The sequence below is a fragment of the Caballeronia sp. INDeC2 genome, assembly GCF_023631325.1.
GTDB lineage: Bacteria > Pseudomonadota > Gammaproteobacteria > Burkholderiales > Burkholderiaceae > Caballeronia.
In genome coordinates, this window is sequence record NZ_JALQDG010000029.1 from 18260 (window position 1) to 41361 (window position 23102).

27 protein-coding genes and 3 pseudogenes are annotated in these 23102 nt (G+C 60.9%); 16 read left to right on the forward strand and 14 right to left on the reverse strand.

The window, feature by feature from the left end; all coding sequences use genetic code 11:
- Nucleotides 1-921, reverse strand: coding sequence for a LysR family transcriptional regulator (locus NCS28_RS18095; RefSeq protein ID WP_250515136.1), 921 nt, complete (start codon nt 919-921; stop codon nt 1-3).
- Nucleotides 922-1080: 159 nt separating this feature from the next.
- On the opposite strand from NCS28_RS18095, the gene NCS28_RS18100 reads away from it, so the two are divergent.
- On the forward strand, nt 1081-2364 hold the full coding sequence (locus NCS28_RS18100; RefSeq protein WP_250515137.1) for an aromatic ring-hydroxylating oxygenase subunit alpha: 1284 nt from the start codon (nt 1081-1083) through the stop codon (nt 2362-2364).
- Nucleotides 2361-2861, forward strand: coding sequence for an aromatic-ring-hydroxylating dioxygenase subunit beta (locus NCS28_RS18105; protein ID WP_250515138.1), 501 nt, complete (start codon nt 2361-2363; stop codon nt 2859-2861). Before NCS28_RS18100 ends, NCS28_RS18105 begins: the two co-directional genes overlap by 4 nt.
- Before the next feature lie 50 nt (nt 2862-2911).
- Here NCS28_RS18105 and NCS28_RS18110 read toward each other — a convergent pair whose 3' ends face one another.
- The gene (locus tag NCS28_RS18110; protein ID WP_250515139.1) at nt 2912-4378 is read right to left on the reverse strand and encodes a sensor histidine kinase; all 1467 of its coding nucleotides are present in this window, start codon (nt 4376-4378) and stop codon (nt 2912-2914) included.
- A 186-nt stretch (nt 4379-4564) separates the two neighbouring features.
- Here NCS28_RS18110 and NCS28_RS18115 point away from each other — a divergent pair, with 186 nt between their 5' ends.
- The 5 genes from NCS28_RS18115 to NCS28_RS18135 are packed head-to-tail and all read left to right on the forward strand — an operon-like array spanning nt 4565 to nt 8566.
- The gene (locus NCS28_RS18115; protein ID WP_250515140.1) at nt 4565-5740 is read left to right on the forward strand and encodes an acyl-CoA dehydrogenase family protein; all 1176 of its coding nucleotides are present in this window, start codon (nt 4565-4567) and stop codon (nt 5738-5740) included.
- A gap of 36 nt (nt 5741-5776) precedes the next feature.
- Nucleotides 5777-6154, forward strand: a complete 378-nt coding sequence (locus NCS28_RS18120) for a hypothetical protein (protein WP_250515141.1) — start codon at nt 5777-5779, stop codon at nt 6152-6154.
- 4 nt (nt 6155-6158) lie between these two features.
- Complete coding sequence (locus NCS28_RS18125) at nt 6159-6677, forward strand: nuclear transport factor 2 family protein (protein WP_250515142.1); 519 nt, start codon at nt 6159-6161, stop codon at nt 6675-6677.
- A complete protein-coding gene (locus NCS28_RS18130) occupies nt 6674-7810 on the forward strand; it encodes an amidase (protein ID WP_250515143.1) in 1137 nt (378 codons plus the stop codon). The genes NCS28_RS18125 and NCS28_RS18130 overlap by 4 nt, the downstream gene beginning before the upstream one ends.
- Nucleotides 7811-7822: 12 nt before the next feature.
- Nucleotides 7823-8566: an SDR family NAD(P)-dependent oxidoreductase gene (locus NCS28_RS18135; protein ID WP_250515144.1), complete on the forward strand. Its 744-nt coding sequence runs from the start codon at nt 7823-7825 to the stop codon at nt 8564-8566.
- 8 nt (nt 8567-8574) lie between these two features.
- Here the strand turns inward: NCS28_RS18135 and NCS28_RS18140 are convergent, their stop codons facing one another.
- A complete protein-coding gene (locus tag NCS28_RS18140; RefSeq protein ID WP_250515145.1) occupies nt 8575-9207 on the reverse strand; it encodes a response regulator transcription factor in 633 nt (210 codons plus the stop codon).
- Between the two features lie 292 nt (nt 9208-9499).
- Here NCS28_RS18140 and hpaC point away from each other — a divergent pair, with 292 nt between their 5' ends.
- The 4 genes from hpaC (at nt 9500) to NCS28_RS18160 (ending at nt 11799) form a co-directional block, all read left to right on the forward strand.
- Complete coding sequence (gene hpaC / locus NCS28_RS18145) at nt 9500-10036, forward strand: 4-hydroxyphenylacetate 3-monooxygenase, reductase component (protein WP_250515146.1); 537 nt, start codon at nt 9500-9502, stop codon at nt 10034-10036.
- 181 nt (nt 10037-10217) lie between these two features.
- Complete coding sequence (locus tag NCS28_RS18150; protein WP_250515147.1) at nt 10218-10664, forward strand: YybH family protein; 447 nt, start codon at nt 10218-10220, stop codon at nt 10662-10664.
- Between the two features lie 97 nt (nt 10665-10761).
- Entirely contained in the window at nt 10762-10962 is a 201-nt protein-coding gene (locus NCS28_RS18155) for a hydroxyisourate hydrolase (RefSeq protein WP_502801206.1), read from the forward strand.
- Nucleotides 10963-11301: 339 nt separating this feature from the next.
- A complete protein-coding gene (locus tag NCS28_RS18160; protein ID WP_250515148.1) occupies nt 11302-11799 on the forward strand; it encodes an H-NS family nucleoid-associated regulatory protein in 498 nt (165 codons plus the stop codon).
- Nucleotides 11800-11863: 64 nt separating this feature from the next.
- Here the strand turns inward: NCS28_RS18160 and NCS28_RS18165 are convergent, their stop codons facing one another.
- Nucleotides 11864-12265, reverse strand: coding sequence for a VOC family protein (locus NCS28_RS18165; RefSeq protein ID WP_250515149.1), 402 nt, complete (start codon nt 12263-12265; stop codon nt 11864-11866).
- Between the two features lie 158 nt (nt 12266-12423).
- On the opposite strand from NCS28_RS18165, the gene NCS28_RS33210 reads away from it, so the two are divergent.
- A complete protein-coding gene (locus NCS28_RS33210; RefSeq protein ID WP_284505063.1) occupies nt 12424-12552 on the forward strand; it encodes a hypothetical protein in 129 nt (42 codons plus the stop codon).
- Nucleotides 12519-12966 (forward strand): annotated as a pseudogene (locus NCS28_RS18170) (aldehyde dehydrogenase family protein); the annotation flags it as partial. The gene NCS28_RS33210 and the pseudogene NCS28_RS18170, both read left to right, overlap by 34 nt.
- 49 nt (nt 12967-13015) lie before the next feature.
- Here NCS28_RS18170 and NCS28_RS18175 read toward each other — a convergent pair.
- From NCS28_RS18175 to NCS28_RS18205, 7 genes and pseudogenes are all read right to left on the reverse strand, one after another.
- A complete protein-coding gene (locus NCS28_RS18175; protein ID WP_250515150.1) occupies nt 13016-13441 on the reverse strand; it encodes an organic hydroperoxide resistance protein in 426 nt (141 codons plus the stop codon).
- Between the two features lie 128 nt (nt 13442-13569).
- Nucleotides 13570-15375, reverse strand: coding sequence for an alpha/beta fold hydrolase (locus tag NCS28_RS18180; protein ID WP_250515151.1), 1806 nt, complete (start codon nt 15373-15375; stop codon nt 13570-13572).
- Nucleotides 15376-15570: 195 nt separating this feature from the next.
- Nucleotides 15571-15735, reverse strand: coding sequence for a 2Fe-2S iron-sulfur cluster binding domain-containing protein (locus NCS28_RS18185; RefSeq protein WP_250515152.1), 165 nt, complete (start codon nt 15733-15735; stop codon nt 15571-15573).
- 21 nt (nt 15736-15756) lie between these two features.
- Nucleotides 15757-15996 carry a hypothetical protein gene (locus NCS28_RS18190; RefSeq protein WP_250515153.1) on the reverse strand — a complete coding sequence of 80 codons (240 nt, stop codon included), beginning with the start codon at nt 15994-15996 and terminating at the stop codon, nt 15757-15759.
- On the reverse strand, nt 15990-16208 hold the full coding sequence (locus NCS28_RS18195; protein WP_250515154.1) for a ferredoxin reductase domain-containing protein: 219 nt from the start codon (nt 16206-16208) through the stop codon (nt 15990-15992). Before NCS28_RS18195 ends, NCS28_RS18190 begins: the two co-directional genes overlap by 7 nt.
- 17 nt (nt 16209-16225) lie before the next feature.
- Complete coding sequence (locus NCS28_RS18200) at nt 16226-16399, reverse strand: hypothetical protein (RefSeq protein ID WP_250515155.1); 174 nt, start codon at nt 16397-16399, stop codon at nt 16226-16228.
- 41 nt (nt 16400-16440) lie between these two features.
- Nucleotides 16441-16916: pseudogene (locus NCS28_RS18205) on the reverse strand (MFS transporter); the annotation flags it as partial.
- Between NCS28_RS18205 and NCS28_RS18210 the strand changes: the two are divergent.
- Nucleotides 16880-16995, forward strand: a pseudogene (locus tag NCS28_RS18210) (LysR family transcriptional regulator); the annotation flags it as partial. The pseudogenes NCS28_RS18205 and NCS28_RS18210 sit on opposite strands and share 37 nt — an antisense overlap.
- Nucleotides 16996-17069: 74 nt before the next feature.
- Here NCS28_RS18210 and NCS28_RS18215 read toward each other — a convergent pair.
- The 3 genes from NCS28_RS18215 to NCS28_RS18225 all read right to left on the reverse strand — a co-directional run bounded on the left by NCS28_RS18215 (nt 17070) and on the right by NCS28_RS18225 (nt 20616).
- Nucleotides 17070-17465: a hypothetical protein gene (locus NCS28_RS18215; RefSeq protein ID WP_250515156.1), complete on the reverse strand. Its 396-nt coding sequence runs from the start codon at nt 17463-17465 to the stop codon at nt 17070-17072.
- Nucleotides 17466-18364: 899 nt separating this feature from the next.
- Entirely contained in the window at nt 18365-19888 is a 1524-nt protein-coding gene (locus tag NCS28_RS18220; RefSeq protein WP_250515157.1) for a sensor histidine kinase, read from the reverse strand.
- A complete protein-coding gene (locus NCS28_RS18225) occupies nt 19885-20616 on the reverse strand; it encodes a response regulator transcription factor (protein ID WP_250515158.1) in 732 nt (243 codons plus the stop codon). The genes NCS28_RS18220 and NCS28_RS18225 overlap by 4 nt, the downstream gene beginning before the upstream one ends.
- Nucleotides 20617-20771: 155 nt before the next feature.
- Between NCS28_RS18225 and msrB the strand changes: the two genes are divergently transcribed.
- Nucleotides 20772-21287, forward strand: a complete 516-nt coding sequence (gene msrB, locus NCS28_RS18230; protein WP_250515159.1) for a peptide-methionine (R)-S-oxide reductase MsrB — start codon at nt 20772-20774, stop codon at nt 21285-21287.
- Between the two features lie 39 nt (nt 21288-21326).
- Nucleotides 21327-23102, forward strand: coding sequence for a cytochrome c biogenesis protein DipZ (locus NCS28_RS18235; protein ID WP_250515160.1), 1776 nt, complete (start codon nt 21327-21329; stop codon nt 23100-23102).

Consider the following 23102-nt stretch of genomic DNA (forward strand, 5'->3'; position numbering starts at 1 on the left):
TCAAAGCTTCTCGAAGCCCGCAAGGATGTCGGTCATCAGGCCGCGCATCCACGCGATGCCCTCGTCCTCATGAAAGTGCTCGTGCCAGTGCATCGTCACAGCGGCCTTCGGCAATTGAACAGGCAATGCATAGATCCTGAATGCATCGTTGCGATTGAGAATATGCGCGAGCCGCGCGGGCAATGTCGCGAATAGATCGGTGACCGCGAGCACGCCGGGAACGGCCACGAAATGCGGCAGCGCGAGCGCGATATTGCGTCCGACACCTTGCGAGCGCAATGCGTCGTCGAGCGCATGGTGGCTATGTTCGAGCGATCGCACCTGCACATGCGATGCCGAAAGAAACTGATCGAGGCTCAACGTCTCGCCTGCGGGCAAGCCTTTTCGTTTTCTCGTCATGCATACATAGGCCTCCTCGAAAAGCAATGCATGGCGCGTGCGAGGCAACAGCGAAGGCAAATTGCCGATCGCGAAGTCGAGCCGGCTCGAACGCAATGCTTCCTCGATTTCCTCGACAGGCAAAGGCTCGACCAGCAGCTTCACGCGCGGCGCAGTTTCGTGCAGCGCCTGACAAATCGCGGGCAAATACGCCATTTCTCCTGCATCCGAGAGGGACAGGCGAAACGTGCGATTGCTCGTCGATGCATCGAAGCGCTCGGCAAAGCGCAAGGCTTCACGCACGGTATCGAGCGCGCGTCCGACGAGCTCGGCGAGTTCCAGCGCGACGGGCGTCGGCTGCATGCCCGCGCGCGTGCGGATGAAGAGCGTGTCATCGAAAAGCGTGCGCAGACGGCCCAGCGAATAGCTCACTGCGGGCTGCGAGAGCGCGAGCCGTTCGCCGGCCTTGGTGAGGCTGCGCTCCTCCACGATTGCCTGAAAGACACGCAGCAGATTGAGATCGACATGGTCGAGGGAGGTCATTGGCAAACTCTCAAGATATCGGCCGGATTTATCCAGCACCCGTTTTTTAATCGATTTGACGCATGATCTTCGCAAAGCGAGACTGATGTCAACGAGAGGATGTGCCGATCTCTATCGCCATCTTCGTGTTAGCCGATCAACCTCACCCCACATCGAACGATGAGCACGCCGACAATCCAAATCATCGACACGAGCGCGCTCGGCCGCCGCGCGCAAGCCGACCGCATCGCACCGTCGCTCTATTACGATCCTGATCTCTTCGAGGCCGAACTCGAGCGCATCTTTTACAAAACGTGGATCTGGGTCGCGCATGAAAGCGAATTGCCGAAACCAGGCGATTTCGTCACGACGACCATCGGCCGCCAACCGGTGATCGTCGTGCGCGACAAGACAGGCGCGGTGCACGTGCTGCAAAACCGCTGCCGTCATCGTGGCGCAACCGTGTGCGAAGAGCACAAGGGCAATGCGAAAGGCTTTACCTGTCCGTATCACAGCTGGTCTTACGCGCTCGACGGCACGCTGCGCGCCCTGCCTTACGGCGACGGCTATGAAGGCGTCTGCGAAAAAGGCGATTTGCCGCTCAAGAAATTGCGCGTCGGGATTTATCAGGGCTTGATCTTCGCGAGCTTCAATGAAGCAATCGAACCGCTCGAAGACTTTCTCGGCGGCGCGAAACCGTGGATCGATCTTTTCATGAAGCAAGGCGCGGGCTATCCGATCAAGGCCAACGGCGAACATAAGTTCAAGTTCAAGGGAAACTGGAAAATCCAGCTCGAGAACACGACCGATCTTTATCACTTCCCCGTCGTGCATAAATCCTGGATGAAGTCGATCGACGATGAAACCGCCGCAGCCATCACGAGCTTCATGACGAGCGATGATGCTTTCTGCCGCTCGCTCGGCAATGGCCATAGCCTTGCCGTGCTAGTGCCCGAAATCGTCGATCTCGACAAGGATGACGGCGCTCCCTTGCCGGAACGCTTCAATGATCTGGCCGCGAAGCTCGCGGAGAAACATACGCACGAGGAAGTGCGCCGTATCGTGCGCTCCTTGATGGGCGTCGGCTTCAATCTGAATCTGTTTCCGAACCTTGCGCTTTCGATGGCATTCTTCCGCGTGCTGCGGCCTATATCCGCCGAGGAAACGGAAATTCGCCACGTCGCATTGGCAATGGACGGCGGCCCTGAAGAAGCGAATCGCGTGCGGCTGCGCATTCACGAGCATTTCCAGGGTCCATTCGGCTTCGGCAGCCCCGACGACGCCGAAGCATGGGAACGCGTTCAGCGCGGCTCGCACGCGGGCCCCGACGTGCCCATTCTCGTCAATCGCGGATTGAACCGCGAAACGACGGCACCGAACGGAGAAAAGACCGCGCATGCCACCGATGAAACCGGCATGCGTGAAGCCTATAAGCAATGGCGCGCAATGATGGAGCAGGCATGATGGACGATCGCAACGCACTCTTCTCTCAACATACACTCGCGCGCGCGATCGAATTCATCTGGCGTGAAGCCGACATGCTGGACCGCCGCGACTATCGCGCGTGGCTCGATCTGTGGGACCCAAATGGTTTCTACGTGGTGCCGATCGATCCGAACGCAACCGACTTCGCCGCCACCCTGAACTACGCCTACGACGATCAGCACATGCGCGAGTTGCGCGTGCAGCGCATGGCGTCGGGCTATTCGGCGTCCGCATCCGACGCGGCCCGCACGGTGCGCACCGTTTCGCGCTTCACGCTGTCGAGCGATAGCGCCGATGTCGTGGAAGTGAGATCAGCGCAAGTCATCGTCGCGTACAAGCGGGGCGTATCGACGATCTTCGCCGCCGATCTCACGCACAAGATCGGCATGGCGGGCGGCGAGCCGAAGCTCCTCGAGAAGGTGATTCGCCTGATCGATTCGACCGAAGCGCTGAGCGCAATCGGCTTCCTGCTTTGAGCTTTGCGTGCGTATCGATGCATTCGCGCCGATGCGTGCTTACCGCTCGATCAAGCGCGATGAGACAAAGGCAAAGCGAAGCAGCATTCGAGGCCGCCGCTGGCCGCGCGTTGCGCCCAGATGCGGCCATCGTGCCGCGACACGATGTTCTTGCACAACGACAAGCCAATGCCGTTGCCGCCCGCCTTCGACAAAGAAAAGCCGTCGAGGAGGCGTTCGAGCGCATCGTCGGGCACGCCCGGTCCGTTGTCGATCACATGCAGTTCTGCCGCGTCTGCGTTCATAGCTGTAGCGAGCGTGACGATCTTCGTGGACGACTTCGCGCCTCTCAACGCTTCGATAGCATTGAACGCAAGATTGAGGATCACCTGACCGATGAGCACGCGTTCGCTACGTACCGTCAACGGCTCGCCCCATTGCTCGATTCTGAGCGTCACGCCTTCGTCTCTCGCGCGCAATTGAATGAAGTACGCGACATCCGCGAGTATGTCGCGAAGATCCGCCTGAACTTCGACCGGTTCGCGTTTCACGATGAACTCGCGCACGCTCTTGATGATATGCGCCGCGTGCTCGGCCTGGCGATCGGCGGCGCGCAGCCCCCAGATTGCGCTATCGACGGAATCGGGTTGAGCGAGCCGCTGAATCGCGCCTTCGATGAAATTACGCACGGCGGCAAGCGGCTGACTCAATTCATGTGCGATCGCCGTCGCCATCTCGCCCATTGCGTTATTGCGCCCCGCGTATTCGAGCATGCGCGCTTCGTTGCGGCGCGCTTCTTCGATCGCGACTTCATCGCTGATATCGCGGAAATGAACCAGCGTGCCATCTTCGATATCGATTCGCCTGCACGTGATGCGGAGCCATCGTTTTGCGCCGTCGCGACGCGTAATCGAATAACGTTGCGCGGCCGTCGAATGCTGTCGCGTCGCGCTGCGCAACTGCGCGATCAGCCGATCGCGATCTTCTCTCGTGCAATAGTCGAGCGCGACGCCCAGCGGCGCATCGCTCGCGACGCCCAGCACGCGCCGTCCGGACTCGCTGATATAGCTCACCTTGCCGCGCGGCGTGAGCACCGCCACGCCCTCGCCCAGATCCTGCATGTACTCGCGCAAGCGCGTCTCATAGCGGCGCAACTTCTGGCGCATCGCTTCTTCGGCGCTGATATCGCGGAACTGCACCATCACTACCTCGCGCCCGGCGAGCGGCACGTAAGTCGCGATGGCCTCGGACAGCATATCGACGCCCGCGCGCGAGCGATAACACCATTCATAACTTTGCGGGCCTTCGGTGACGGAGCGATCCATCGCATTCACCGCGATTTCGCGGCGGTATTTGATGTCGTCGCGGGTCATGTCGTGCGCCTTGAGCGGCAGCAACTCTTCCACCGAAAAGCCGAGCGCGACGCAAGCCGCACGATTTGCCCAGACGATAGCCTTCGTCTGTGCATCGTGAAGAAGCACGCATTGCGTCAATGCATCGAGCAGTCGGTGGAAATCGTCTTCGGCGGGGAAGTTCATATCGAGGTGCGAGGGAAACATGATTGCAACGCTAACCATAGCATCGGCGCGTCTCGCGCGCCGCTAAAGATATCTTTAGACGACCGGGATGCTTCACTGAATTGCGCGCTCGCCTTCCCAATTGTTTCAGTCTTTCTGGCTTTCTAGACTGGCATCAACGCATATGAACGAAAAGGAGACGTACCCATGTCAGCTTCCGAGAGTGCCCTCGCTATTCACGACGATCTGTCCAATCAAACCGAGGTCATAACCCTCGACGATGTTATCGCCGAAATTGCGCAGCGGCGCGACGAGTTCGACCGGCTGTCACATGTCCCGCGCGATGTCATCGACAAGCTCAAGCGTGTCGGAATCTATCGTGCCGCGACACCGAAGCGCTTCGGCGGCGACGCGCGCGCGCCCGCCGAATTCCTGGCGATGATCGAGCGCATTGCCGTCGCCGACGGCTCGGCCGCGTGGGTCGCGAGCTTCGGTTCCGCGAATCTTTATCTCGCCGCTTTGCCGGTCGCGACGCAGGCCGCAATCTATGCGGATGGACCCGATCAGGTCTTCGCGGGCGGGCTTTTTCCGGTGCAGAATGCACAACCCGCGCCGGGCGGCTATCGCGTGAACGGCACATGGAAGTTCGCGAGCGGTTGCAAGGGCGCGGACTGGCTCGGTGTCGGCATCGGCACGGGAAAACCTGGCGAAGCGCCGGGAAAGCCACGCACGGCTGTATTTCGTCCCGCGCAGGTCGAGATCGTCGAAAACTGGAACGTCGTCGGCATGCAGGGCACAGGCAGTCACGATTTGCGCGTGACGGATCAGTTCGTCGCCGAAGACTGGACCTTCGTGCGCGGCGGTGCACCGACGGTCGATGAACTGCTCTATCGCTATCCGACGATCGCATATGCGGCGCAAGTGCTCGCCGTCGTGAACCTGGGTCTTGCGCGTGCCGCGCTCGATGTCGCGAATCAAATGGCGGGCGGCCGCAAGACGACGACCGGTGCGCCTCAACTTGCCGATCGCGCTTATTACCGTATCGAACTTGCAAAAGCCGAGGCGCAATTGCGTTGCGCGCGCGCATTCTTCTATGAATCGACCGATAGCGTTTGGCAGGCGATTCTCGCGGGCAATGAAGTCACATCCGAACAAGTAAGCCTGTTGCGTCTTGCGGCAACGCAGATCGCGCGCGAAGGTGCGGACGTCGTGAATCGCGCCTATCGCCTCGGCGGCACGATGGCGATTTATCGCACGCATCCGTTGCAACGGCTGATGCGCGACGCGATGGTCGTCACGCAACACGCATTTCTCGGCGAAGGCAACTACGACGGCGCTGGCGCTGTGTTTGTCGGCGTGCCGCCGATTCCCGGCTATCTCTGAGCCACTTTCATCGCATAACAAAAGGAGTAGCGCTTCATGACCGACAACCGAAACCTGCCTTTGCGCGTGCTGTTCTGCTGCGGCGTAACCCAAAACTTCTTCGACTTGCCGCGCGAGCAGATCGGCGAAGTATGGCAAGCCTACGGCAAGATGCTCGCTGCTGTCGAAGGCATGGAGAACGTGCGCGTGCTAGGCGTGATGGATGATGATCGACTCGTCGTCGGACAGTCCGATGGCGCGCCGTGGACGTTCTATATCATGGCCGATGTCGCCGACTTCGATACGGCCGTTGCCGTATGCAATCTTTATCGCACGACGCCGGTCGGCGAATACAACCTTTGGCGCTATGGAAAGATCGAGGCGCGCGTCGGACGTGCATTGACGGTTCCGCCCGCCGCAGCGAATAACGCGTGACGCCATGACGCAAACCGACATCGACGCGTTGCTCGCGCGCCTTGCCGCCTTGGAAGCGCAGAACGAAGTGCGCAAGACCGTCGCGCGTTATATGACGTTATGCGATGTGCCTTGCGCGCCATTCGAAGGCGAATCGCTCGCCGCACTTTTCACAGATGACGCCGTGTGGGAAGGCATCGGCCCGCAATATGCGCAGAAGTTCGGGCGTCTGCAGGGGCGCGCGGCGATCGTCGACATGCTGCAATGTTATCTGCCGCCCACGCCGCATTTCGCCAGCAATGTGCACTTCCTGACTTCCGAGCATATCGAGGTTCAGGGCAATATCGCCAAAGGCCGATGGGTCATGTTGCAGGCATCCAGTTATGTCGATGCAAAGGCCGAACTTATCGCCGCGCGGCTGGACATCGATTTCGAGCCATCTCCACGCGACGAAAACAATGCGTGGCTGATTCGACATTTGCGCACAGAGCGTCTCTTCGATGCGCCCTGGCAAGTGAACCCTCGCGAGGAGACGAATGTATGAGCGCATTCATCAGCGAATTCGATCTACGCGCGAATGATGATGCCAATGGCCCGACCATTGCGATCAAGGACAGCATCGATATCGCAGGTTATCCGACCACGGCCGCGAGCCGCGCGCTCGCCGATGCGCCCGCTGCCGCCGAACATGCCGAAGTCGTCCAGCGTCTGCTCGACGCAGGCTGGCGCATCAGGGGCAAGGCCAACATGCACGAGCTCGCGTTCGGCATGACCGGTATCAACGACTTTACGGGCACGCCGCTGAATCCTCAGGACGCGATGCGAATTCCCGGCGGGTCGTCGAGCGGTTCGGCTTCGGCTGTCGGACTGGGTCTCGTCGATGCCGCCCTCGGCACCGACACAGGCGGTTCGGTGCGCGGGCCCGCGGCATGCTGCGGCGTGATCGGATTGAAGCCTACGTTCGGTCGCGTGTCGCATCGCGGCGTGGCCCCAGTCGAAACCACGCTCGATTGCGTGGGCCCGTTCGCGCGCGACATGCGCGTGCTGATCGATGCAATGACCGCGATCGATCCTTCGTTCGATGCGAGCATCGCGCGACGGGACGCATCGAAGGCGCGTGTCGGCATCGTCGCTGTAGTCGCGGATGCAACCGTCAGTAAAGCGGTCGAGCACGCTGTACGTCGAGCGGGATTCGCCTCACGCAGCATTGAACTGGTATCGATGACCGATGCGTTCTCTGCCGGTCTCGCGGTCATCAACGCGGAGACGTGGCATGCGTTCGGTCATCTCGTCGAAACGGGCAAGCTCGGCGCGGATCTCGACGCTCGTTTGCGCAGTGCATCGAACACCACGGCGGCCGATCTCGAAGCGGCCGAGAACGTGAGGCGCGTCTTCACGGCAGCCGTGGATCGCGCGCTCGAAGATGTCGACGTGCTCGTGCTTCCCACTCTGCCCGCCTTTCCGATCACGCTCGAAGCCGCGCGCGCGGGAACGCCGGTGATCGCGATGTCCTCGCTGATCAGACCGTTCAATCTGAGCGGGCATCCCGCGTTGAGCCTTCCTGTGTCAGTCGAAGCATCATCACTCAAGGCCGGCTTGCAGATCGTCGGGCGCAAGGGCGCGGACGAAAAGGTCTGCGCGGTCGCCGCGCAGATCGAAGCCAAGCTCGCTCAATAGAGGAACTCAAACATGTCGAACAGAATCGCGCTAATCACGGGCGCGGCACGCGGCCTCGGCGCCGCGGTCGCGCGCCGCTTTCATGCCGCGGGCTATAAGGTCGCATTGGCCGATATCGCCATCGAAGCAACCCAGGCTCTCGCGCGAGAGTTGAGCGGCGATCAAAGCAGCGCCTTTGCACTCGAGCTCGATGTCACATCGAAAGCGGACTTCGAACAAGCCCGTGACGCCGTGCATGAACGCTGGGACCGCATCGATGTGCTCGTCAACAATGCGGGCGCATCGAAGGTCGTGCCCGTCATGGAGATCACCGCCGAGCAGTTCGATCAAGTTATCGACGTGAATCTGCGCAGCGTGCTCTTCGGCTGTCAGGTATTCGGCCGCTATTTCGCGGATCGTGGCGCGGGACGCATCGTCAATATCGCATCGCTCGCGGGACAGAACGGCGGCTCGGCGACCGGCGCGCATTATGCGGCTGCAAAAGGCGGCGCGATTACGTTGACCAAGGTATTCGCACGCGACCTCGCCGCGCACGGCGTGACCGTCAATGCGATCTCGCCCGGCCCGCTCGATCTGGCCATCGTGCATGAGAGCGTGCCCGCCGACAAGCTCGACAAGGTTGTCGCGAGCATTCCAGTGGGACGTCTGGGCTCAGCCGATTACATCGCCGATGTGGCCGTGCTGCTCGCATCGCCCGATGCGTATTTCGCCAACGGCGCGTGCTGGGACGTGAACGGCGGCTTATACATGCGTTAGCGTGCGAGTCATGCGCGCTCGTCGTCGGGCGGCGTCCATACTTCAAGCACGTCACGCACGAGCGTGGCGATGGATGCTGCGCCTAGCTTGTCCTTGATGCTTGCACGATGCACGTCGACGGTCTTCACGCTGATAGATAGATCGGCGGCAATGCGTTTGCTCGCCTTGCCTTCGATCACGCCGCGCAAGACCTCTTTCTCGCGCGCGGTCAGCGATTCGACGCGCTCGCGCAGTTCGCGCTGCCGCTGATCTTTCGCATGGCGCTGCGTCGCGAGCTTCATTGCGCGCTGCACGCGATCGAGCATCTGCTGCGAGTTATAGGGCTTCTCGACGAAATCTATGGCGCCATGCTGAAGCGCGCGCACCGACATCGGGATATCGCCATGACCGCTCACGAAGATGATCGGCAAGGTCGCGCCGCGACGGTTGAGCTCGGCCTGCACATCGAAGCCGCTCGTCTCGGGCATGCGCACATCGAGCACGAGGCACGCGGGGCGGCGCACGTCGAAGGCTTGCAGGAATTCCGCGGCATTCGCGAATCCTTCCGACTTCACGCCGACCGAATCGAGCAGCCACGCAAGCGACGTGCGCATGCCGTTGTCGTCGTCGACGATATACACAACAGGAGCGGGAGAATTCATTGCGATCGTTTTTTCGATGCGGGCCTCGGGGACCGTGCGCGCCAGGAAAGTCGGCTGCCTCATCGCAAGGTCTCGTTTTATTGGAGTATCAATGATAACCAGTCGAAATTCGCCGCGAAAGTCCCTTCTTTACCTCGATTAAGTGAGATAGGTAAAAGCTTTAGTGCGTTCGGTAACCACGCCGGGCATGTCGGCGGATCGTGCCGATGTTCTTTGTGCGGTTCAGCGCGTACGCTTGATTCACGGTTTGCTATATAGAACATTAAACATGAAACGAATTGGAGACGCTCCTATGTCCGCGCTGCCCCGCTCCGAGTTTGCCGATATCGATCAGGTGCGCAAGCAGTTTCGCCAGGCTATGGCGCATCTCGGCGCCGCGGTGAATGTCATCACGACGACAGGCGCGCATGGCCGCTGCGGCATTACCGCGAGCGCCGTGTGCTCGGTGACGGATGCGCCGCCGACGCTGCTCGTCTGCATCAACCGCTCGAGTTCGATGCATGCCGCATTTGTGAACAACCGCAATGTCTGCGTGAACGTATTGCCCGGTCATCTCGAACAGATTGCACGGCACTTCGCCGGTCTCACGCAACTCTCCATGGAGGAACGCTTCTCGTTGCCGGTGTGGGACGAAGGCGTGAACGGCGTGCCGGTATTGCGCGATGCGCTGGCGAGCTTGCAGGGCACCATCGTCGAGGCAAAGGATGTGGGATCGCATTCGGTGATGTTCGTCGAAACGACCGCGATCCGCGTGCGCGACGATGGCGATAGCCTGATTTATTTCGATCGCAACTTTCATCGCGTGCCGCGCGTGTGCGTCGCGCAGTAGAAAGTTATCGCCCATTCTGCGTTAATTGATTACAGGAAGTCCGCTGCCTATACTCGACGCGCAGATGGGCGACTGTAATCAAAATCGAAGAATGCCGCCGGCAATCGGCGCTCGCGTTTTTCATCAGCCGCACGCCATCACATATCGCCCAGTCTGCGTGTTCGCCACTTCGAGATATGTGATGAAAAAGTCCGTCAGGCAATTGAGTGCTGGCGTGCTGTTCGCATTGATCGCGTCGCAACCTGCCTTCGCGCAGCACGACAAGGTGATCGACGCTGCGAATACCGCATGGAATGCGGCTTTCAATAAAGGAGACGCGCGGGCGCTGGGCGCCTTGTACGACGAAAAGGTCGTTGTGTCGCCGGGGAATGGAACGACCATTCAAAGACGCTCCGACGTCGAGAAGTTCTATAAAGGCCTCTTCGATTCAGGCTTGGGCGATCAAACGATCGATGTCGTCAGTGCGAAACGCGTCGGCAATCTTATCTATCAAACCGCGAACTGGACCGTCGTCGCCGAAAAAGACGGCAAGAAGACCGCTTATAAGGGCGTGGTGCCCAAGGTGCTCGCCAAGGGCGCGGACGGCAAGTGGCGAACGACCGCGCAGACATGGAACGCGGCGCAGTGATCGGCGCGCGAGCCTGATGAAACGTCAGGCCCGCAGCATTCGCGTTAGTTGAACGCGGAGAGACGCGCGTTCAACCGGCACGCGTGATCGAAGCGATTTGCGCCAACGCTTCCTGCCGGCTGCACAAGCGCGCGCAGGCGATTTCGAATTGCGGTTCTGGGTAGCGGACTACTTCAAGACGCCCGACGTATTCGCGGACGTCGTACCTGTGCGCTTCACGCTTGCCGATGCAACTCAGCACTATCATGTGCCACTGCTGTGTTCGCCGTGGAGTTTCGGGACCTATCGGGGAAGTTGAATTGCGACGTGTGAGATAGCTTTAGATGCCGGATCGGCGTCGAACCGCAAGAAAGAAAATATCCGATGGACGTTTCGAAAACAAGCCAGCAGCTTAGCCGATACCTGCCGATCATTGCGAGCAAAGAACTCCAACAGGCAAATGTTTTATAGAAGGATGTCGAAAGAAACTTCGAGCTTTCTTGAGAATCAGCAATAGATTCCGCAATGTGTGTCGCACCGGTTATCGCCTTTAAGCGCTGGTCGTAATCTGATTTGCCATGTATTTGCACGAATTTCCTCTAGCGCGTCGCGCATGTACATGGCATAGTTCAGACGACAATCTTATTAGAGGTAAGTCATGTCGACGCTCGAAAGTATTCAGGCGCGGATCGAAGCGCTTCAGGCGAAAGCCGACGCGCTCATCGCCAAAAAGTCTGAAAGCGTGCTGAAAAAGATCCATGATCTGATGTCGAGTCATGGTCTGACCGTCTCGGACATTGAACAGTATTCGGGTACGCGCAAGAAAACAGGCAAATCGACCGCGGCTAAAAAGCAAGGCACGGTCGCCTATCAGGATCCGAAAACCGGCGCCACCTGGAGCGGCCGCGGACGTGCACCCGGCTGGATCGCCAACGCCAGGGACCGCAGCAAGTTCGCGGTCGGCGCGAGTGCGCCGGCGAACAAGGCTAAAGGACAGGCACGCGCCGCAGTCAAGCGCAAAGCAAAGGGACAACCGCGCGGTCCTCAACCCGCGGTCTATCGGGATCCGCAATCGGGTGCAACATGGAGCGGGCGCGGACGTGCGCCCGCATGGCTCGCATCCGTCGAAGACCGCACGCCGTTCCTGATCGGCTGACGGCCAGTCGCCATACGGCGGAATTCGTCGATGACTCCGCCGTTTTTTAGCATTCGCGTTTAATCTAAACGCGAGGATCGAAATCGAATTCGATCCGAATGCCGCCCGGTTCATAAATCATCGTATGGCGTTTCGGCCCTGCCCCTAGCTGTTCGGGCGCGAACTCAACCGTCACGCCAGGCCATGCCGATACCCGTTCGAAAATCGTCGCGAATGCGGCTTCATCCGCTGCGCGCAGTGCAAGATGATGAAGCCCGATGTTCTTTCGCCGATCGAATGCTATTGGCGCCGATTCGTCTTTCACCTGCCATAGCGTAACCAACAGCTTTCCGTCCGTTACGAACACGGCCGGATACTCGGGCCGCTCGCCGGCAATCTGCCAGCCGAGACATTGAACGAAGAAGTCTCGCGTCGCGTCGAGGTTGCGCACGGTGAGTCCCACGTGATCGATTCCAGATGTCAGCATCGTTTCCTCCGCATGTCGGACATGTGAAGCGTGTCTTCACGCTTCGTTCGATTCCGTTCGCATGCTATCTCATTGCGCACTCCGTGCTCGCCTGCACGTGCTGCATTCAAGCGGTAACCTGGCTGATGGCGACAACGCGTCCCCATAGGCGAGCGTTCATGCTGAAGCCAACTTATCCGTATTACCTCGCCAACGAGCCAGTAGCCGCCAATACCGATCTGGCGGTAACAGACAAAGTCAGTGGTGAAGTCGCGACGCGCGTGGCGCTCGCCTCGCGGGCTGGATGAAAAACGCGGTGAAGGCCGGCGCGAAAATCATCGCGGGCGGCAAGGTGGATGGCGCAATGTTCGAAGCGACGCTTCTGGAAAACGTCGGACGAGATTCGGATATTTATCGCAAGGAAGCGTTCGGTCCAGTCGCGATCCTCGAAAAGTTCGATAACTTCAAGAACGCGCTCGATATCGAACGACAGCGATTTCGGCCTGCAGGCTGGCATTTTCAGGGATTCGCTCGCGCGTGCGCATGAAGCATGGAACTCGCTCGAAGCCGGCGGCGTCGTGATCAACGACGTGCCCTCTTTCCGCGTCGATAAAATGGCTTATGGCGGCGTGAAGGATCCGGGATTCGGCCGGGAAGGCATTCGCTATGCGATCGAGGATATGAAGGAAGCGCGCCTGATGTTGATGCGCGTAACGTGGTGAGCGACGCCCGAGCGTCCTTTCTGAAGGGACGCTCGAACGTTCGATAAGCCTATGCCAGCGTCAATTTGACGTCGATGTTATTGCGCGTCGCGTTCGAATAAGGACACACGACATGCGCCTTATCGACCAATTCCTGCGCCTCGCTGCGATCCATGCCCGGCAGCGATATCTTCAATTCGACTTCGATGCCGAAGCCGTTCGGGATTTGTCCAATACCCACGCTGCCGTCTACCGCGACGTCTTTCGGCAGTGTGATCTTGTCGCGCGCGGCGACGAATTTGATCGCGCCGATGAAGCACGCGCTATAACCTGCGGCGAAGAGTTGCTCGGGATTCGTGCCATCGCCGCCACCGCCGCCGAGTTCTTTCGGGGTGGTCAGTTTGAGATCCAGATTGCTTTCGGGCACGGTCGCACGGCCGTCGCGCCCGCCGGTGACATGAGCATGCGCACGGTACAGAACCTTTTCGATCGACATCGCCAGACTCCTGTGCATTGTATTGGGCGGCCCGCGAAGGAGCGGGTGCCAATATCGAAGGATACCGAAGACGTGCAGAGCGCGCTGACGGCAGGTAGCGCGGCGCGCCAAGGCGCGTTCGCGTTACGTCACAACACGACAGGTTCCCTGCCCGGAAACGCCGAATCCGCGACGCGCGGTTTCGTCTCCTTGGCGACGCGCTCGCACAGCGCGACGACATGCGCCGCACCGGCCGGCATGAAAAGCGAATGATCGAGATCCGAATAGATCTTCATGCGCACGGATGGAAAGCGCGACAGTCGCGCACCGTGCTTGCCGAAATGCGCGGCAATCAAATCCAGACCGGCATCGTATGCGCCGTACACGAGTACGGTCTTCACGCCCTTTGCATCGAGCGCGCGAATGATCGGCGCTGGCTCCGTCGCGAATTCGGGCGGCGTCTGGCTCAGGCGATCGAGCCCAAGCATATCGACGATACGCGAACGCGCGCGCGTCATCGCATAGCCGAGCACGAAACGCAATACGCGCATCAATTGTTTTTCGCCGCGCAGGATAGCTTTCCATTTCTGCGGATCGAGCATTGACAATGCATAACCTGCCATGGAGTTGCGCGTCGATCGACGCAAGCCATCGGGCGCGACGTCCGCGGGCCGCTTGAACGTCGGCAGATTCACCGTGACGACGCCGTTGATTGCATTTTCGACGACCGACGCCTTGAGCGCGTGATAGGCGCCCGAGCAGACGCCGAACGCGAATATCGACCTATAGCCTTGCCGCGCGAGCCAGCGTGCCGCGGCTGCGGTGTCGTCGGTGGCGATCTGGTTGTAGATGCGGCCGAACGCTGTGTCCGACTGCACCTTGCCGGGCGCTGCCGGGCTATCGCCGCGACCGCGCGCATCGAAACGCAGCGATGCGATGCCGCGTCGCGCGAGCTCACGTGCAATGCGCACCGATAGCCTGCTGTCACCCACGCGCGAGCTCGCCGATGTATTCGCAATTAGGAACACCGGCCCACGCGCCGAGCCCGTGCGCGGCTCGCACAAGATGCCGAACAGACCTTCATCGCCGATATGCACTGGACGCTCGATCGCCTCGGGCGTTTCGATGCACAGCGCGGACCAGCCATCGGCATCGACCGTGGAGGCCGCTTGCGTGGTGGACGAAGCATTGCCCGCGATCCATGTCACGACTTCCGCGAACGCGGCGCGCGGCAATGCATTGAAGGCGGTTTCCTGAACGAAGCCCGTCAGGTCTTCGAACGGACGCGCCTCTGCTTCGACACCCTTGTCAGCGAGTGCATCGCGCAAAGGATCAGTCCCGCCTGCCTTGACGTTCATGATCAACGCGCGACGTGCGGGCGGCGTTGTGGCGCTATTCACGCTTGCAACGAGATCGATAGCCTGCAGCGAGGCTTTGAATTCGTCGCTATAAACCTGGCCGAGCACGTTGAGCACACCATCGTCTTGCTGCATCTCGCGCAAAGGCGGTGCAAGCAATTCGAGCCATGTTTTGCGCACGATGCTCAACTCACGCATATACACGCGGCCGCTCGTAACGGGCGCGAGCAGCACGAGTTCGTCGACGGGTTGGCGCAGTGCCGCAGCAAGCGCGAATGCCGCGCCTACGCGAAAGCCGCATAACGTGACATGTTCGATGCCCGTCGACGTCTTGAACCAATCGACGGCGGCGTTGATATCTTCGACCGACGATTCGAATTGATCAGGTGCGAGATCGGCGCCCGCAGAATCGCCCGTGCCCCGATAGTCGAATCGAAGCACCCAAATGCCACGCGCGGATAACATTTCCGCGAGATGGCGCATGCCGCTGTATGTCCACACGTATTCGTGGCCAAACGTGTTGCAGAGCACCACGCCGCGCGTGCCGCTCCCCGAGTGAAGCCATCCGAAACGGTTCCCGAATACAACCGGTCTCATTCGATCGAGTCCTCGTGTCGAGGTATTGAGACGATTATATTAAGCGGGTGCTTCGTAACGCGATCTGCGTGTGCGAACAGGTTCAAATGAGCTATCTATTGGCGCGTAAGGCATGGCTTGTGTTACCTGCCGCTCATAGCTTTTTGGAAGAATCGTCGGCATTGCGCCGTTGAATGAAAGGAAATCGGTCTTCGATCAAAGATCCAACACGAGCAGCTTGCCCGGCGCACGCGACACACACGCGGTCAGAACGGTCTTTTCTTCATCGCTCATGATGCAGTCGTTGTGCTCGACCGCGCCTTGCAGATAACGCACCTTGCATGTCCGGCACAATCCCGCGCAACACGATGTCTCAGTCATTACGTCTGCGCCGGCCAGCGCTTAGGCGATACTCTCGTCCTTCGTGACTTCGATCTCCTGTCCCGTGCTCGCGATGCGCACGACGAAGCTGTCGCTGGCATCGTTGGCGGCATGTTCGCCGGGACTGCGTTCGGGCGCCTCGAAATGCTCGAAGTGCACCATGCCGGACGGCCAATGCTGTCCCGCATCCGCGCACGCTTGCATGAAGCCGCCCGGGCCGCAGTAATAGACGTGCTCGCCTTCGCCCGGCGTGTTCAACAAATCGCGGATGTCGAGGCCCGCCGATGGATCGCCGCCATCGAATGAAAATGCGGCCGTCCGCTCGCGCGCATCGGCTCGAATTCCTCCGCAAACGCCGCGCTGGACGCATCTTTCGCGCAGTAGTGCATTTGGTAATCGATGCCGGCGCCGTCGAGTTCATGCGCCATCGCCTTCAATGGCGTGACGCCTATGCCGCCCGCGATCAGCAGCACGCGACGCACGCCATCGACTAAGTGAAAGTATTGCGCGGCGGGCTCACGCGCACGATATCCTGCACACGCAACTGCTCGTGAAGAAGCGCCTTCGACCCGCCACGCTCGCGTTCATCGCGCAACACTGCGATCACTCTCGTCGACGAAGAAGACAGCAAGATAATCGGCTGACGCGTGATGGGTCCGGACATCGATACGCACGTCATCGGCAGGAAAGAACTGGTGGGCTACGGCCGGACATCGGAATGCCCGTCATGAAGAGCGCCGTGACCTTGCTTCTGCGCGACGCGGAAAACCAGTACGTGAGATAGAGCAGGATCGCCGGAATGAAACCCGCCTCTGCCACGCCGAGAAAATGCGCATGATGTGGAAGCTCGTCGGCCTCGTGACGAACGTCATCGCGGCGGAGATGACGCACCACGTCACCATGATGCGAGCAATCCAGCACCGCGCGCCCACACGCAACACAATGAGATTGCTCGACACTTCGAACAGCAGATAGCCGATGAAGAACACGCCCGCGCCGTAGACGGCCTCGTTGAAATGCAGGTCGTTGAGCGTCTGCAGCTTGGCGAAGCTCACGTTGATGCGAGAGAGATTCGCGCAGAGATAACCCACGAAGAGAAACGGCCGCAGACGCCATGTCACCTTCGCATACGTGGACGGCTCGCATGAGGCGCATCCCGAACTTCGTCGTGCTTCGCGCATTCGAGCCGCGGCCCGGCTGAAGAGCTTCACGCTTGCTGCAAGCGAGCTTCATCTCACGCAGCCGGCGATCAGCCATCAGGGTTTGCGCTCAACGGACTCGCAATGCCGCGCGGGCCGCGCGCTTCGAACCGGAAGGCCAAAGCCGGAGTCTGATTACGCGGCCTGCCGGGCTCGTTCCTCCTCCACCATGCGGGCATGCGCATACACGCGATCGCGTTCACGCGCGACGAGCGTGCGCTTGCGCGCGAGCGTCTGACGATGATATTTCGGGTCGCCCATCTGCATCACGTATTCGCCGTGACGATAACGCAAATAGCGCTGGAAGAACTCCGCACCCGGCAACCCATTATCGAGCGCCATGAGCACGCCGTAGTCGATGTCGTTCACATCGGCGAGCGTCTTGATCGCGGATTCGAGCGCGGCATAACGCTGCGGCAGCGGCACGCCCTTGTCGCATTGTGCATGAAAACGCTGATAGGTCAGCACCTGCCCGTGCGACGCACAACGCCATAACGCTTTCGCAAGCCGTTGACTGAGTTCCGTTTCCACGTTTCCTCCCGCATTGTGCGGATCGTATGCGTGACATTGCACTGTCACTCGAAAAATCGACGACGGTAACCGAGTGCCTGGAAATCACCTGCAATGCCAAGAGATAGGTACGATGCTCGCCACTGCGCTTCATTGAAACATGCGGCGCGAGGGCGCTACGCTAAAGCACACGTTCGACAAAACTTCGTCTAAATACGTTTTTATAAAAGGCGCGCGTTTTTATTTCCCGCGCCGAAAGAAAGAACGGGAATAACCGAGAATGCGAAATACATTAGACGCCGACGCTTATCAGCTCTTGCGCGATGCGCTGCTACACCGCGCACGACACCACACGGCCGTCTGCGCGGCAGTGACTTGCGGAATAACATCTGATGCCGCAAAGCAACGCGAAGCGCCCATTCTGCGCGCTTCGCTTTATTATCGGGCTCGACGAGCCCGGTTGAATTTCACACTACCGTTCATGCGGCCGCTGCGATCCGATTACATGCTAGCAAACATATTGCGGGAAACCAAGGAGAGTTTCCGCATGGAAGAACGCTGCGTCTTTTCATGCGGTTGTCATTCGGCATATTTTTCCCGCGCCCGATCAGGGTTTAACACGTCGTTAAAAAACGATTAAGCCGCTAAAGCGAGTGCGCTAAACCGAACGCACGGTAATTCCCCTGTACTGTTTCGCTCCCAGGCGCACGACTCTACTCGCGGCACAGTCCTTAAGATTGGTTTAAGCCTATAGGACTAAAACGTGTCACAAGACGCAGGCAGCATAGCGGTTCGATCACTCCGCCTTGCATCCCGCTGCGAATCGGCTTTCATGCGAACGTCCACGCGGATGGTCAGACCGGGCAACGCCGCACGCGCATTCCAACGGCGCGATCGGGCGCAGGCGATGACCATCCCATTCAGCCCGGCAGGAATGCCGGGCTTTTTTTATCCGCGACAGCAGCGGGCAAGTCGAAACGAAACGTCGTACCCGCGCCCTGCGTATCGATCATGCGAATCTGACTGCCGTGCAATTGCAGCATGCGTTGCACGATGAGCAAGCCGAGCCCTCCGCGATGCGCGCCGCCCGAAGCAAACGGACGCTGAAAGAGCGCCTCGCGCATCGTGGGCGCGATGCCCGTCCCCGTGTCGCTGACAATGACTTCGACTCTGTCGGATCGATCGCGCGCCTGTGCAAGCGTCACGTCCACCGTGCCTTGCGCGGGCGTATGGCGGATCGCGTTGTCGAGCAGATTCGTGAGCACGCGTTCGATCATGCCGAGGTCCGCCACGACGCTCGGCAAGCGCGGCGCGATCTGCGCAGTCAGGCGCACGCCTTTGGACTGCGCGGGCAGCTCGAACTTCTCGAATACGTCCTGCACGAGATCGGCCAGCGAGAACGGCTCGGCTTCCGGCGCGACCATGCCGTGTTCGAGCTTCGCGAGCTCGAACAACGATTGCGCGAGATGCCCGACCTTCGCGCTCTGCGCAAGCGCGATCGACAGATAGCGGCGTCTGTCGGCATCGGGCAGCGTATCGGACTTGAGCGACAGCGTTTCCAGATAACCATGCAGCGACGATAGCGGCGTGCGCAAATCGTGCGAGATATTCGCGACCATCTCGCGACGCTCGCGATCCTGCCGGCCGAGCGCGCGCCATTGCTCGCCGATGCGCTCGGCCATCTGCGCGAACGCGCTTTCGAGCACGGCGATCTCGTCGCGTTCCTTCTCGCGCGCGCCGGATGCGGCCGCCTTCGGCATCGAAGGCAAAGGCGGCTCCGCGGGCGCGCCGTTGGCGTCGAATTTGCGCATCGCTTCCGTGAGCCGCCGCAGCGGGCGTGTAACGAGCCCGAACGCGACCACGCCCGCGACGAGCCCGAGCAAGGTGACGAGGCCCATCGACGCGAGCGTGGTGCGCAAAACCGCGCTCGCCGATGCCTTCGCGGCCAGCGCGTCGTGCTCTTCGCCGAGCAGCATGACATAGACGTAGCCGAACGGCGGCTTGCCGGGCGCGGAGAGCGGCGCGGCGCTGAACACCTTGCGCTTGTCGGCGCTGCGCGGATCGTCGCCCAGAATCGGCAAGGGAGCGCCATCGAGAAACTTGCGCACCGGCGCGAGATCGACGTGATCGCGCTTGACGTGCCCAGGCGGTGCATCGTCGGCGCGCACGCGGCCCGTGTCGTCGAGCAGATAGACCTCGACGCTCGGGTTCACCACCATCAATTGACTGAAGAGACGGCGCACGGCGGGCGCGTCGATATCGTGTGCATCGGCGAGCGCGCCATCATGCGCGATGTGCGCCGCAAGCCCGCGTGAGAGGCTTTGAATGACTTCCTTCTCGCGCAGATCGCTCGCACGTATTTGCAGCCATGCCGACGCGCCGCAGCACGCAAGCAGCAGCACGCAAAACACCGCGAAGAGCCGTTGAGACAGCGTGAGCTTCACGGCGTGACGTCCTTGCCTTCAGACGATTGCGCCGCGAGCTTGTAGCCGTGGCCCCATACCGTGAGAATGCGCTTCGGATCGGCCGCGTCCTTCTCGACTTTCGCGCGCAGCCGGTTGATATGCGTGTTGACGGTGTGCTCATAACCTTCATGCCGATAACCCCACACCGCATTGAGCAGGTCCATGCGCGAGAACACCTTGCCCGGATGACGCGCGAAGTGATACAGCAGATCGAATTCGCGCGGCGTGAGTTCGATGCGCGCGCCATCGACCCATGCCTCGCGCGCGAGAGGATCGATCCCGATGCCCGCAACCTCGATGCGCCCCGTGTCGAGCCGCGAGTCCTTCGCGACTGCATCGACGCGGCGCAGCAACGCTTTCACGCGCGCGACGAGTTCGAGCACCGAGAACGGCTTCGCGAGATAGTCGTCCGCACCGAGTTCGAGACCGAGTATGCGATGCACCTCGCTGGAACGCGCGCTCGTGATGATGATCGGTGTATAACGCGTCATGGCGCGCGCGCGCCGGCAAATCTCGAGGCCATCGACGCCGGGCAGCATCAGATCGAGAATCAGCGCGTCCCAGCCGCCCTGCTCCAGCAGGCGCAGCCCTTCGGCGCCATCGGCGCTATGCACGACTTCATAGCGCTCGTCGCGCAGGTTGAGACTCAGCACATCGGCGATATGCATGTCGTCTTCGACGATCAGAATGCGTTTCGGATGATCCATGAGCGAATGTCGTCGCAGAAGAAATGGACGCGTCGGTGCCATTGTGCAGAAAAGTGCGCGCCGAAGTATCACATTTAATTTAACTTTCGGTGAGGACTCGGGGATGCGCGCGCGACTACGATGCGTTCATCCCACTCGAAAACGAGGACCGCATCATGCAAACCCGCCGCCGCTTTCTCCTGACGGGCACCGCGGCCGCCGCCGCCGCGTTCGCTCTGGGCGGACGCCTGCGCGCGCTCGCGGCCGGTCCCGAAGCGCAGACGCCGTCGCAGGAACGCTTCGAAATCGTCCATACCGATGACGAATGGCGCCGCCTGCTCAATCCGGTGCAGTTCGACGTGCTGCGGCGCGAAGGCACCGAGCGCCCCTATACGAGTCCGCTGAACGACGAGCATCGCGCGGGCATGTTCAGTTGCGCGGGCTGCAAGCTGACGGTGTTTTCGTCGCGCGCCAAGTTCGATAGTCACACGGGCTGGCCGAGCTTCTGGGCGCCCCTCGATCACGCGGTCGCGACGCGCATCGACGGTTCGTTCGGCGTCGAGCGCACGGAAGTGCATTGCCGGCGCTGCGGCGGTCATCTGGGCCACGTCTTCGACGACGGACCGAAACCGACAGGCCTGCGCTACTGCATGAACGGCGTCGCGATGACGTTCACGCCAGGCGCGGCCTGACTGCGTTCACATTACGATCAACCTCGACCCGACATCATCATGTTGCTCCTCGTCCTTGCCTATCTCGGCGGCGCGCTGACGATCCTCAGTCCGTGCATCCTGCCGGTGCTTCCTTTCGTGTTCTCGCGCGCGGATCAGCCGTTCATGAAGAGCGGCCTGCCTCTGCTCGCGGGCATGGGCCTCACCTTCGCCGTGGTCGCAACGCTCGCGGCCGTGGGCGGCGGCTGGGTCACGCAGGCGAATCAATACGGCCGCTGGGCCGCTATCGTGTTGCTCGCGGTCTTCGGCCTCACGCTGCTTCTGCCGCGCCTCGCCGAGCGTGTGATGCATCCGCTCGTCAGCGCGGGCAATCGACTCACCGCGTTCGCGCAGCGCGGCGACGGCCAGCCGGGCTTCGGCGGATCGTTCGTGCTCGGCATTGCGACGGGGCTGCTGTGGGCGCCGTGCGCCGGTCCGATCCTCGGTCTCGTGCTGACGGGCGCGGCGCTCAACGGCGCGAGCGTCGGCACCACGCTGCTCTTGCTCGCCTATGCGGCCGGCGCGGCGACGTCGCTCGCGGTCGCGTTGCTGATCGGCGGCCGTGTGTTCGCCGCGATGAAGCGCTCGCTCGGTGCGGGCGAATGGGTGCGGCGCGGCATCGGCGCGGCGATGCTGCTCGGCGTCGTCGCGATCTCGCTCAGGCTCGACACCGGCGTGCTCGCTCGCGTATCGACGGTGGCGACCTCCGGTATCGAACAGCAACTCGTCGATAAGCTCTCGAACAAGAACAATGGCGCGGTGATGGCGTCCGCCAACGCCAGCAACAACGGTGCCGCGATGATGCGTGCAAACACCGCGCCGTTGCCCGTGGAGGGCACGCTTCCGTCGCTCGATGGCGCGGTGCAATGGATCAACTCGCCGCCGCTCACGAAAGAAGCGTTGCGCGGCAAGGTCGTGCTCGTCGATGTATGGACGTACTCATGCATCAACTGCCTGCGCACGCTGCCGTATCTGAAGACATGGGCGCAGAAGTACCGCGATCAGGGGCTCGTCGTGATCGGCGTGCATGCGCCGGAGTTCGCATTCGAGCGCAATGTCGATAACGTGAAGCAGGCGATTCACGATCTCGGTATCGATTATCCCGTCGCGATCGACAATAACTTTGCGATCTGGCGCGCGCTGAACAATCAATATTGGCCGGCCCACTATTTCATCGATGCACAGGGCAATATCCGTTATCACCACTTCGGCGAGGGCGACTATGCGCACTCCGAGCACGTGATCCAGCAACTGCTCGCCGAAGCGGGCCACGGCGCGGCGCCGTCTCTGGCGATGACAGACGATGCCATCGGCCAGGGCGCGATGATGCAGGCCGACAATACGGACATGCGTTCGCCGGAAACGTATATCGGTTACGAGCGCGCGCAGCAGTTCATGTCGCCCGGCGGCGAAACGCCCGATCGCCTTCACGACTATGCCGCGCCAAAGGCGCTCGATGTCAACGACTGGGGTCTCGCGGGCGCGTGGAAAGTCGGCGCGGAGCACGCGACGCTCGAAGGCGCGAACGGCCGCATCGTGTATCGCTTTCATGCGCGCGATCTGCATCTCGTGCTCGGACCGTCGAAGGACGGCAAGCCTGTACGTTTTCGTGTGAGCATCGATGGCGCGGCGCCGGGCGCTTCGCGCGGCAGCGACGTGCAGGCCGATGGCAGCGGCACGGTGACCGGACAACGCCTCTATCAGCTCGTGCGGCAAGCGGGCCCGGTCGCGGATCGCACGTTCACGATCGAATTTCTCGACCCCGGGGTCGAAGCGTACGCGTTCACGTTCGGTTGA

Coding starts and splice junctions, on each gene's coding strand:
- NCS28_RS18235 (WP_250515160.1), top strand. CDS start 21,327: ATGTTGCTCCTCGTCCTTGCCTATCTCGGCGGCGCGCTGACGATCCTC.
- NCS28_RS18135 (WP_250515144.1), top strand. CDS start 7,823: ATGTCGAACAGAATCGCGCTAATCACGGGCGCGGCACGCGGCCTCGGC.
- NCS28_RS18200 (WP_250515155.1), bottom strand. CDS start 16,399: ATGTCCGGACCCATCACGCGTCAGCCGATTATCTTGCTGTCTTCTTCG.
- NCS28_RS18115 (WP_250515140.1), top strand. CDS start 4,565: ATGTCAGCTTCCGAGAGTGCCCTCGCTATTCACGACGATCTGTCCAAT.
- NCS28_RS18160 (WP_250515148.1), top strand. CDS start 11,302: ATGTCGACGCTCGAAAGTATTCAGGCGCGGATCGAAGCGCTTCAGGCG.
- NCS28_RS18130 (WP_250515143.1), top strand. CDS start 6,674: ATGAGCGCATTCATCAGCGAATTCGATCTACGCGCGAATGATGATGCC.
- NCS28_RS18120 (WP_250515141.1), top strand. CDS start 5,777: ATGACCGACAACCGAAACCTGCCTTTGCGCGTGCTGTTCTGCTGCGGC.
- NCS28_RS18110 (WP_250515139.1), bottom strand. CDS start 4,378: ATGAACTTCCCCGCCGAAGACGATTTCCACCGACTGCTCGATGCATTG.
- NCS28_RS18105 (WP_250515138.1), top strand. CDS start 2,361: ATGATGGACGATCGCAACGCACTCTTCTCTCAACATACACTCGCGCGC.
- NCS28_RS33210 (WP_284505063.1), top strand. CDS start 12,424: ATGCTGAAGCCAACTTATCCGTATTACCTCGCCAACGAGCCAGTAGCC.
- NCS28_RS18175 (WP_250515150.1), bottom strand. CDS start 13,441: ATGTCGATCGAAAAGGTTCTGTACCGTGCGCATGCTCATGTCACCGGC.
- NCS28_RS18140 (WP_250515145.1), bottom strand. CDS start 9,207: ATGAATTCTCCCGCTCCTGTTGTGTATATCGTCGACGACGACAACGGC.
- NCS28_RS18100 (WP_250515137.1), top strand. CDS start 1,081: ATGAGCACGCCGACAATCCAAATCATCGACACGAGCGCGCTCGGCCGC.
- NCS28_RS18180 (WP_250515151.1), bottom strand. CDS start 15,375: ATGAGACCGGTTGTATTCGGGAACCGTTTCGGATGGCTTCACTCGGGG.
- msrB (WP_250515159.1), top strand. CDS start 20,772: ATGCAAACCCGCCGCCGCTTTCTCCTGACGGGCACCGCGGCCGCCGCC.
- NCS28_RS18095 (WP_250515136.1), bottom strand. CDS start 921: ATGACCTCCCTCGACCATGTCGATCTCAATCTGCTGCGTGTCTTTCAG.
- NCS28_RS18125 (WP_250515142.1), top strand. CDS start 6,159: ATGACGCAAACCGACATCGACGCGTTGCTCGCGCGCCTTGCCGCCTTG.
- NCS28_RS18150 (WP_250515147.1), top strand. CDS start 10,218: ATGAAAAAGTCCGTCAGGCAATTGAGTGCTGGCGTGCTGTTCGCATTG.
- NCS28_RS18185 (WP_250515152.1), bottom strand. CDS start 15,735: ATGACTGAGACATCGTGTTGCGCGGGATTGTGCCGGACATGCAAGGTG.
- hpaC (WP_250515146.1), top strand. CDS start 9,500: ATGTCCGCGCTGCCCCGCTCCGAGTTTGCCGATATCGATCAGGTGCGC.
- NCS28_RS18165 (WP_250515149.1), bottom strand. CDS start 12,265: ATGCTGACATCTGGAATCGATCACGTGGGACTCACCGTGCGCAACCTC.
- NCS28_RS18225 (WP_250515158.1), bottom strand. CDS start 20,616: ATGGATCATCCGAAACGCATTCTGATCGTCGAAGACGACATGCATATC.